Origin of the sequence: Paraburkholderia sp. RL17-347-BIC-D, assembly GCF_046027915.1 — a bacterium.
In the GTDB taxonomy this organism is placed as follows: Bacteria; Pseudomonadota; Gammaproteobacteria; order Burkholderiales; family Burkholderiaceae; genus Paraburkholderia.
Window position 1 is genome coordinate 1 of the sequence record NZ_JARESS010000113.1, and the last position, 9,097, is coordinate 9,097.

The window sequence follows — 9,097 nt, forward strand, 5'->3', positions numbered from 1 at the left end:
TCTCATTTATAGCCTGATCAACGTGCGCTCGCCGGCACCACCGCTCATCGCACTGCTCGGTCTGCTCGGCATGCTGGGCGGCGAGCAGGTGATACCGGTCGCGAAGCGCCTTCTGTCAGGCACCACCTTGTCGGTCGCCTGGCGCGACGCCCATTGCGCGAGCCACGTCTTCGGCATGTTGCCGGGCCGCCACGCTTCACAACAGGCGCGACGCGAGACGGCCGACACCGAGGAGAACCGCTCATGACTACCTCTCACACCGTTCCCGATCTCATACTGCGCAACGGCCGCTTCACGACGCTCGACCGCGCGAAGCCGGTCGCGAGCGCCGTTGCAATTCGGGAAGGCAGGTTCGTTGCCGTCGGCGACGATGCCGAAGTTGTGCCGCTTGCCGGTGCGACGACTCGTGTGATCGATTTGAAGGGCCGACTGGCTCTGCCTGGTCTCATCGACAACCACACGCACGTCGTACGCGGCGGGTTGAACTTCAATATGGAGCTGCGCTGGGACGGCGTGCGCTCGCTCGCCGACGCGATGAACATGCTCAGGCGCCAGGTCGCGGTCACGCCACCGCCGCAGTGGGTGCGTGTGGTCGGCGGCTTCACCGAGCAGCAGTTCGTCGAGAAGCGGCTGCCGACCATCGAGGAGTTGAACGCTATCGCGCCGGATACGCCCGTCTTCATCCTTCACCTCTATGACCGAGCGCTGCTGAATGCGGCCGCGCTGCGCGTCGTCGGCTATACGAAGGACACGCCCGAGCCGCCGGGTGGCCAGATCATGCGCGATAGCCAGGGCAACCCGACCGGGCTGCTGCTCGCGAAGCCGAACGCGGCGATTCTTTACGCGACGCTCGCGCGGGGGCCGAAGCTGCCGTTCGACTATCAACTGAATTCGACGCGTCACTTCATGCGCGAGCTGAACCGGCTCGGCATCACGGGCGTGATCGACGCGGGCGGCGGCTTTCAGAACTACCCGGACGACTACGAGGTCGTCCAGAAGCTGGCCGATGAAGGACAGATGACCATCCGGCTCGCCTACAACCTGTTCACGCAGAAGCCGAAGGCGGAGAAGCAGGACTTCCTCGACTGGACCAGGACCTCGAAATACAAGCAGGGGGACGACTACTTCCGGCACAACGGCGCGGGAGAAATGCTCGTCTACTCCGCCGCCGACTTCGAGGACTTCCGTGAGCCGCGCCCGGACATGCCGCCGCAGATGGAAGGCGAGCTCGAAGAAGTGGTGCGCGTGCTGGCCGAAAACCGCTGGCCGTGGCGCCTGCATGCCACTTACGACGAGACGATCAGCCGGGCGCTCGACGTCTTCGAGAAGGTCAACCGCGATATTCCACTAGCGGGCATCAACTGGTTCTTCGACCACGCGGAGACGATCTCGGAACGCTCGATGGACCGTATCGCCGCGCTTGGCGGCGGCGTGGCGGTGCAGCATCGCATGGCCTATCAAGGCGAGTACTTCGTCGAGCGCTACGGGGCGGCAGCGGCCGAGGCCACGCCACCGGTCGCGAAGCTGCTCGAGAAAGGTGTGAAGACCTCAGCCGGCACCGACGCGACGCGGGTCGCTTCATACAACCCCTGGGTCTCGCTTGCGTGGCTAGTGACCGGCATGACGGTAGCCGGTCTGCGTCTCTATCCGCGGCGCAACTGCCTCGACCGCGAGACGGCGCTGCGCATGTGGACGGAAAAGGTCACCTGGTTCTCCAACGAGGAGGGCAAGAAAGGCCAGATTGCAGTCGGCCAGTTCGCCGATCTGATCGTGCCCGACCGCGACTTCTTCGCCTGCGCGGAGGACGAGATCGCGCAGACGACATCGGAACTGACGATCGTCGGCGGACGTGTGGTGTACGGCGTGGGCGAATTCGGTCCTCTCGACGACAGCGCGCCGCCGCCCGCGATGCCCGACTGGTCGCCGGTGCGCCGGTTCGGCGGCTTCGCGGCGTGGAAGGACGCTGCGGGCTCGCGCGGCCAAGGCGAATCCACGTTGCAACAGGTCGCCGCCGCGGCGTGCGGGTGCTCAAGCGCCTGCTCGGTGCACGGCCACAGTCACGCGCGCGCATGGTCGGGCAATGCGCCGGCCTCGGACCTGAGCGCATTCTGGGGCGCGCTCGGCTGCGCCTGCTGGGCGGTCTGACGTGAGCACCCTCAAAACACGCAATCCCGAGTGGGTGAGCACGATCCTCGGATGGCGCTGGCTCCTGCCGGTGGCGCGCGCAGCGCTGGTGTCCGCGTACGTCCTCGGCGGCGTAACCAAGCTCGTGCATTTTTCCGCGGCCGTCGCCGAGCAGGAGCATTTCGGGCTTCGTCCGGGATGGCTCTGGGCGACGCTCGCGATCGTCGTCGAACTTGGCGGGTCGGTCTGCGTGATCGCGAACCGGCTGGTCTGGTTGGGCGCGGGCGGGCTGGCCTGCCTGACGGCCATCGCCATGCTCGTCGCCAACAACTTCTGGAACGCGGCGGGCAACGCGCGCTTTTCGGCGACCAACAGTTTTTTCGAACACCTCGGGCTGATCGCCGCCCTCGTCATGGCGGCGTGGCTCTCCGATCTGGATGGCCGGCGCGTCCATGCACGCTCTCAGCAAAAACACTAAAGGAACGCCAATACCATGCCCATGATCCGTTCCCTGATCGCGACCGCCCTGGTTTCAGCCAGCGTCGCGATGTCGTTTCCCGCCACCGCGACGCCTCCGCTGAAGATGCATCCGGCGAGCCCGATCATCGCCGTCGGACCGCAGTACGATACGACGCACGTCTACGTCGCGCCCGAGGACTTCGACCGTTTCACAGACAGTCTCGTCGCAACCTTCGGTGGCCACAAGTCACAGCAAGGCGTGTTTCAGGTGACGCCCACGCCGAGCCAGACCATGTCGCAGCTTGTCTTCACGCCGGTCGGCACGCTTTCGGTGTTCGGCTTCAAGACGCCTGTTCCCTCGCCGTTCGGCAACGAGCGTACGGGCTATCTCGTCACCGACATGGATGCTGCGGTCAAGGCCGCGAAGGCCCACGGCGCGGACGTGACGGTCGCGACGTTCCCCGACCCCATCGGCCGTGACGCGATCATCGAATGGCCGGGCGGTGTGCACATGCAACTGTACTGGCACACGCAGGCACCGAGCTACGACCCGCTGCAGACCGTGCCGGATAACCGCGTCTACGTGTCGCCGGAACGCGCCGATTCGCTGATCCACAACTTCGTCGCGTTCTCGCATGGCAAGGTCGTGTCCGATGAGCGCAACGCGCCGGGCGTCGAAATCGGCCGACCGGGCGACACGTACCGGCGCGTGCGCATCGAGTCAGGCTTCGGCAAGATGACCGTGCTGGCGACGGACGGCCATCTCCCGTGGCCGTTCGGCCGGGAGATGACCGGCTACGAAGTGACGGACTTGGCCGACACGTTGAAAAAAGCCGAAGTCGCGGGCGTGAAGATACTGGTCCAGCCGTTCTCGGCTGACAAGCGCGAGGCGGCGCTCGTGCAATTTCCAGGCGGCTATATCGCCGAGATTCACGCGGCGGCCCATTGATCGCCGGCACGCCGTCGGTCACGGGATTCAAACTATGAAATACGCGGACAGCGCGCCCGTGGCCGTTGCCGGCTATGTGGATACGCTGAGCTTCGTGGCCCTCTTCGGGCTGTTCACACCGCACGTGACCGGCAACTTCGTGCTGACCGGCGCCGCAGCGATGGGCGTGCAGAACACCCACGGACGTTTGATCGCGCGCGCCGGCGTGCCGAATACTGTCATGACCGGTAACGTTACGCAGGCTGTGCTCGATGCACTCGAACTCGTCTCGTCCGAGGTGACGGCGGAGGTGAAGTCAGCGGCTCGCGCGCGCCTTGGTAAGACGCTGCATGCGGTGGCGCGCTTCGGCGCAGGCGCGCTCGCTTATCGGTACGTCATGTTCTGGGCGCTACTAATGCCTTTTGCGGTGTTGGTCTGGCTGGCCGCCGTCGATCGTGACGAGTCGGGCTTGACGGATTGCGCGGCAGGCACAAAGCCGCGCTGATGATCGGGGAAATTCGCGTGTGTGAAAGCAGGATAATGATTCGGACTGCGACAAGACGAATGTGGCGCAGGCAGCGCTGTGCGCTGTACGTCACGGCGGCGGGAGCGGCGCTTGCCCTGAGTGCTGGGGCGCGTGCGGACGTCGGCACAGCTGCGTCGATGGATACGGCCGCGCCAGCGTGCACGGCACAGCGGCCGCAAGTGATGTTCAACCGGTGGCAGGAGGACTGGTCGGTTCTGGCGAATCCCCGCGTGCCCGCAAAGCCGATGGACGGGCTCAAGTATTTGCCGCTCGGCGGCGATCCGGAATCGTGGCTGTCTCTCGGTGCGAACCTGCGCGAGCGCATGGAGGTCAACGATGCGCCAATTTTCGGTATCAGCCCGGGACTCGCGGACACCTATGTGATCCAGCGCGCGGAGGTGAGCGCCGACGCCCACGTCGCGCAACACTGGCAGTTCTTCGTGCAGCTCGAAGATGCACGCGCGTTCGGCAAGGATGTCGTGACACCTGTCGACAAGAATCCGCTCGACCTGGAGCAGGCGTTCGTCGCGTGGGTCAGTCCGCTGGCTGGCGGAACTGTGAAGCTTCGCATCGGCCGCCAGGAGATGGCGTTCGACTTGCAGCGGTTCATCTCCGTTCGCGACGGCCCGAACGTGCGGCAGGCCTACGATGCCGTATGGGCTGACTATGAGCATGGCAAGTGGCGCTTTATCGGCTACGCGACGCAGCCGGTGCAGTACCGCGACGTCTCTGCGTTCGACGATGTGTCTAACAGGCACCTCACGTTCAGCGGCGTGCGCTTCGAGCATCAGGATACCGGGCCAGGTGACCTCTCCGGGTATTACTCGCGATACAACCGGAGCAATGCGCGGTTTCTCGATGCAAGCGGCAACGAACATCGGGATGTGTTCGACCTGCGGTATGCCGGAAAAACCGGGCACGCCGACTGGGACGTCGAATCGATGGTACAGAGTGGTCATATCGGCAGCAAGCCGATCTTCGCGTGGGCGGTTGGCTCGCTTGCAGGCTACACACTGGACGCGCCGTGGTCACCGCGCTTCGGCATCCAGATAGATGCGGCATCCGGTGACCGGCATCCCAACGACGGCCGGGTGGAAACGTTCAATCCACTCTTTCCGAATGGTTCCTACTTCACGCTGGCGAGTTATACCGGCTACGCCAACATCATCCACATCAAGCCATCGATTACGCTGAAGCCGGCGAGCCGACTCGCGCTGTTGGCCGCAATCGGTTTCCAGTGGCGCGAGACGACGGGCGACGCCGTGTACCAGCAGGGTAACGCAATCGTGCCGCGTACCGCGGGGCACGGCACCCGGTGGACGGGCATGTACGCGCAGCTACGGGCGGACTGGACGATCGCTGAAAACCTGATCGGCTCGGTTGAGGCCGTCCATTTCCAGGTGAGCAATTCCATCCGGAGCGTGGGCGGCAGCAATGCCGATTACGTTGGCGTCGAACTCAAATATGGCTGGTAATCCGGCATTGTCCTGGAATTTTTTGATATCCGGATTGTGCGGTTGACGCTCTCGGCGAACGCTGCAGCGCAACGGGTGAGTTCGGGAATGACAGGTGAAAAGACTCGACCACTGCAATGCGCCCTTCAATTCGTTCATACGATATGTCAGAAACCTAGCGCTGCTCCGTACGGCCAGACGCTCCTCCGGCGAATAGGCCGGACAATGCAGATTCAAGCCGGAAAGGGCAGTGCCCAATATCCGGTCGGTTGCGGCAGGCTATTTGGCGGGCACCGGCGCGAGCGCTTCGTGCGCACCCGCTGTGCGCTGTGGCGCCTTGTGGACCATCGTAAAATCGTAGTCCACGCCCATCGCGTACGCACCTGATTGCGCCGTGACGATGGCCATTACCGCGTCGTACGTCTCCCTGTGCGCCCTGTCGCGTTGCCATTCCAGCAGTACCTGTTGCCACGTCATTGGCACGGAGCCGGCCTCGATCATGCGCTGCATCGCGTAGTCATGTACGTCTTTCGACGTGCCGCCTGATGCGTCGGCCACCGTATAAACTTCGTAGCTGCCTTCATTCATGACGGACAGCGAGAACGTGTTGTTGCGGCCATTCGCGGCCAGCGCGTCACGCACCTTCTGGTCATCCCACGAATTCACCGACGTGCGTTTGAGCACCCTCTGTCCCGGAAACACATCCAACAGTTCCCGGGTGCGTGAAACCGGAGAAGCTCTCCCGCTGGACCAGCCCATTGGTCGTCGTGTGCGCGAGAGAAAGGCCGCGTTCGGACATCATCTCGACAACATCGCGCAGGCTCAGCTTGCAACGCACGTACCAACTAACGCATAAGACGATGACTTCGCGATCGAAATGCCGACCTTCGAACAGCTTGTCAATGCTCCTTAGCTTACTCATCTGTTTGCTCTGCGAACGTCAAAGCCCTGAGCCTAACGCATCGGCCCGTATCGAAGTGATGCACATCATCAGGAAAGGCAGATGAAAACGGCGAAGGGAACCGCTCCGTCTGCCGCTGAGCAGTTTCATTCATTGGTCATGTAAAGCATCCTAACGAGATCGACTTGCTTCGGCATCCACTTCTTATTGCGAAACAAGCATGGCGTCGGGCTCTGTACGGTGTCCTGCACCTATATCTCCTTACGCCTAGAAATGGATAGTGGGGCTGACACCGGTTCGTCGTTGCATCTCGCATAGGGTGGCAACCCGAGCACTCCCGTCACCGCCGTCACCGGTGCGATCGGGCATTCGGGGCCATCCCCTAGACGGGGGAGATCAACGGGGTGCGGTCGGAACCGCGTGTTCGTCGACCTGATCGACACTCCGTCCACCCCAATGTCTCCAGGGCAGGGCCTCCTGGACCGGGCCAACCTCCACACTGGCGGAACCATGGTGTGTCCGACCCGGCACCAATGAGTGAGGGCGGCGGTATCGGCCCGAGAAGAACCCCACCGGCGCACCATTTAACGCGGCTTCAGTTCGACGGGCGGATCGGCGAGATAGCCGCCGCCGAGCGCCTTCGTCAACACAATCTCCTGACTGAGCACTTGACCGTTGAGCGTGAGAAGGGCGACCTGTTCCGCAATCACCGGCTGGCGCGCTTCGAGCGCCGCGAGCCGGCTCGTCAGTCCGCGTTGATAGTAGGCTTCGACACTGTCCCTCGTGAACGCCACTGATTCGATCCGTTGTTTCTGCAACGCGGTCTCCGCGTCGAGGGACTGCAGACGGCTGCCCGTCTGGGCGACATCGCGTACGGCGTTGAGAACGGCCTGGTTGTACTGCTCGATCAACAGGTTGCTGCCCTCGCGGGCGCCGTTCAGGTTCGCGTTGAGCCTGCCGCCGTCGAAAATCGGCAAGGTCAGGCCCGGAATCAGGTTGATCTGCTGGCTTGCATGCGTGAAGAGGTCGGCGAGATGCAAGGCGTTGAAGCCGAAAAATGCCTTGATATCGAAACTCGGGTAAAACGCCGCCTTCGCCGCGTCGATCCGGTCGAACGACGCCTCGACATACCATCGCATCGCCTGCAGATCGGGCCGCCGGGCCAGCAGTTCGTACGAAAGCGTCGTCGGCAAGGCAGCCTGCGAGCGCGGCAGCGCTACGGGTTCGATGGCGGGCAGTCCTGCGGGCCCCGCGCCGACCAACGCGCGCATCGATTCGCGCAACTGCTTGATCTGCCCTTGCGCCGACACGATCTGCCCTTCGATAGCCAACTGCTGCGCGCGCGCTTCTTCGAGCTGGGTGCGGGCTTCCAGGCCTCGCGCCGCTCGCCCCTCGTGTGCTTCCACCGCGAACGCCGCGATCTCATGCGATTCGTTCAGCAGATCGATGAGCTGATAAGTCGTTTGAATGCCGTAGTAAAGCTGCGCGACATCCGTCGAGATTTCGATTTCGACAGCGGACGTCTCGGCGAGCCGCGCATTGCTCACGCCGAGCGACGCGGCGACCTCCGCGCGTTGCTTGCCCCAAATGTCCAGGTCCAGGCTCGCCCCAAGTCCGACAACACCTTCCGTGTACCACGGCCCCGTCAGCCCCGCAGCCGGTTCGTTCCTCGCGAACGGGCCCAGAAAGCCGTTCGCCGAAATATGCTCGCGATCCAGCGACGCCAGCGCCGCAACCTGAAGGTTGGATCCCGCTCTGGCAAGCTCCACATCCGACTTTGCTTGCGCAACACGCGTGCGCGCGATCACCATGGTCGGCGCATCGGCGAGCGCCTGATCGATCAGCGCGTCGAGCTGGGCATCGCGATAGCGCGTCCACCAACGCGCGGCGGGCCAGCCTTCGCGTGCGAGGTGGATGTCGTCCGCGAGATTGATTTGCTCCGGCGCGATCTCGGTATAGGGCGTGCCGTTGTGATGGATCAGCGCGCACCCCGACAGCACGGACGATATCCACGCGACGCATAGGAGGCACCGACGCCATCGCCAATCGCACAAACCCGATCGCGCGTTCATGCTCGCACCGCCGGTGATGCCGACGCCGCGACCGGTGCCTCGACGCGCCAGTCCGGCAGCCCCGCGATCTGCCGCGACAGTTCGTCCGCTGCGGCGATGAGCGGCTGATCCGCCAGTTGAGCCGGTTCGACCGCTTGCGCAGCGATCTCGATGCGCCGCGGCCCGTGTGCATCGGGTGGGTTGGCCGCGAGCTCATCCGCGTATCGGTTGAGTTCGGCGCTGGCCTGTTGCTGGGCTGCGTGCACTGCGTCGATGGTGCGTGGGCTCGACGATCCCGCTTGCGCCACGAGCGCGCTGCGCAACGCGTCACCCGCCAGCATGATCTCGCGCCCCTGCGCGAGCACCGTTTGCGCGCGCAGGGTCAGTTGCGACTGCTCGCCTTCCTGCCAGGCCGGCTCGAGCGCGACACGCGAGAGCGTTGTCTCGCAATCGGCCAGCACGGCCCACGCCTGCAACTGGCGCTGTGCATACGGCAGATCATCCCCTTTCCCGGCGCCAGGCTGCGATGGACGCAACTGTGCGGCAATCGCCCGCAACAGGGTTGCGAGCTTCTGCCGCAGCACGTCGCCCTCGCCCTCGCGCCAGAACGACATCTGTACGAAGGTCGCCACGCAAACGCCCAGCAGAATGCCT

General features: G+C 64.0%; 8 protein-coding genes and 2 pseudogenes. 6 read left to right on the plus strand and 4 right to left on the minus strand.

The annotated features are described in order from the left end of the window. The 6 genes from P0D96_RS46805 to P0D96_RS46830 form a co-directional block, all read left to right on the plus strand. Nucleotides 1-247: DUF1427 family protein (locus P0D96_RS46805; protein ID WP_408321020.1), on the plus strand; the 247-nt coding region annotated here is incomplete at its 5' end. Then, nucleotides 244-2,145, plus strand: a complete 1,902-nt coding sequence (locus tag P0D96_RS46810) for an amidohydrolase (RefSeq protein ID WP_408183514.1) — start codon at nt 244-246, stop codon at nt 2,143-2,145. The genes P0D96_RS46805 and P0D96_RS46810, both read left to right, overlap by 4 nt. A 34-nt stretch (nt 2,146-2,179) precedes the next feature. Next, nucleotides 2,180-2,602: a DoxX family protein gene (locus P0D96_RS46815; protein WP_408183515.1), complete on the plus strand. Its 423-nt coding sequence runs from the start codon at nt 2,180-2,182 to the stop codon at nt 2,600-2,602. 69 nt (nt 2,603-2,671) lie between these two features. Next, nucleotides 2,672-3,532 carry a glyoxalase gene (locus tag P0D96_RS46820; protein WP_408183521.1) on the plus strand — a complete coding sequence of 287 codons (861 nt, stop codon included), beginning with the start codon at nt 2,672-2,674 and terminating at the stop codon, nt 3,530-3,532. 34 nt (nt 3,533-3,566) lie between these two features. Continuing rightward, nucleotides 3,567-4,016: a DUF1275 family protein gene (locus tag P0D96_RS46825; protein ID WP_408183517.1), complete on the plus strand. Its 450-nt coding sequence runs from the start codon at nt 3,567-3,569 to the stop codon at nt 4,014-4,016. Nucleotides 4,017-4,075: 59 nt separating this feature from the next. Next, nucleotides 4,076-5,512: an alginate export family protein gene (locus P0D96_RS46830; RefSeq protein ID WP_408321023.1), complete on the plus strand. Its 1,437-nt coding sequence runs from the start codon at nt 4,076-4,078 to the stop codon at nt 5,510-5,512. Nucleotides 5,513-5,770: 258 nt separating this feature from the next. On the opposite strand, the gene P0D96_RS46835 is transcribed toward P0D96_RS46830, so the two are convergent. The 4 genes and pseudogenes from P0D96_RS46835 to P0D96_RS46850 form a co-directional block, all read right to left on the minus strand. After that, nucleotides 5,771-6,157, minus strand: coding sequence for a cysteine hydrolase family protein (locus P0D96_RS46835; protein WP_408321025.1), 387 nt, complete (start codon nt 6,155-6,157; stop codon nt 5,771-5,773). Nucleotides 6,158-6,254: 97 nt separating this feature from the next. Further along, nucleotides 6,255-6,413 (minus strand): annotated as a pseudogene (locus P0D96_RS46840) (IS6 family transposase); the annotation flags it as partial. A 563-nt stretch (nt 6,414-6,976) separates the two neighbouring features. After that, nucleotides 6,977-8,464: an MdtP family multidrug efflux transporter outer membrane subunit gene (locus tag P0D96_RS46845; RefSeq protein ID WP_408321027.1), complete on the minus strand. Its 1,488-nt coding sequence runs from the start codon at nt 8,462-8,464 to the stop codon at nt 6,977-6,979. Continuing rightward, nucleotides 8,461-9,097, minus strand: a pseudogene (locus P0D96_RS46850) (FUSC family protein); the annotation flags it as partial. The gene P0D96_RS46845 and the pseudogene P0D96_RS46850, both read right to left, overlap by 4 nt.

Excerpts from the sequence above, each read along its gene's own strand:
- P0D96_RS46810 (WP_408183514.1), top strand. The coding sequence starts at position 244 with ATGACTACCTCTCACACCGTTCCCGATCTCATACTGCGCAACGGCCGC.
- P0D96_RS46845 (WP_408321027.1), bottom strand. The coding sequence starts at position 8,464 with ATGAACGCGCGATCGGGTTTGTGCGATTGGCGATGGCGTCGGTGCCTC.
- P0D96_RS46820 (WP_408183521.1), top strand. The coding sequence starts at position 2,672 with ATGTCGTTTCCCGCCACCGCGACGCCTCCGCTGAAGATGCATCCGGCG.
- P0D96_RS46830 (WP_408321023.1), top strand. The coding sequence starts at position 4,076 with ATGTGGCGCAGGCAGCGCTGTGCGCTGTACGTCACGGCGGCGGGAGCG.
- P0D96_RS46825 (WP_408183517.1), top strand. The coding sequence starts at position 3,567 with ATGAAATACGCGGACAGCGCGCCCGTGGCCGTTGCCGGCTATGTGGAT.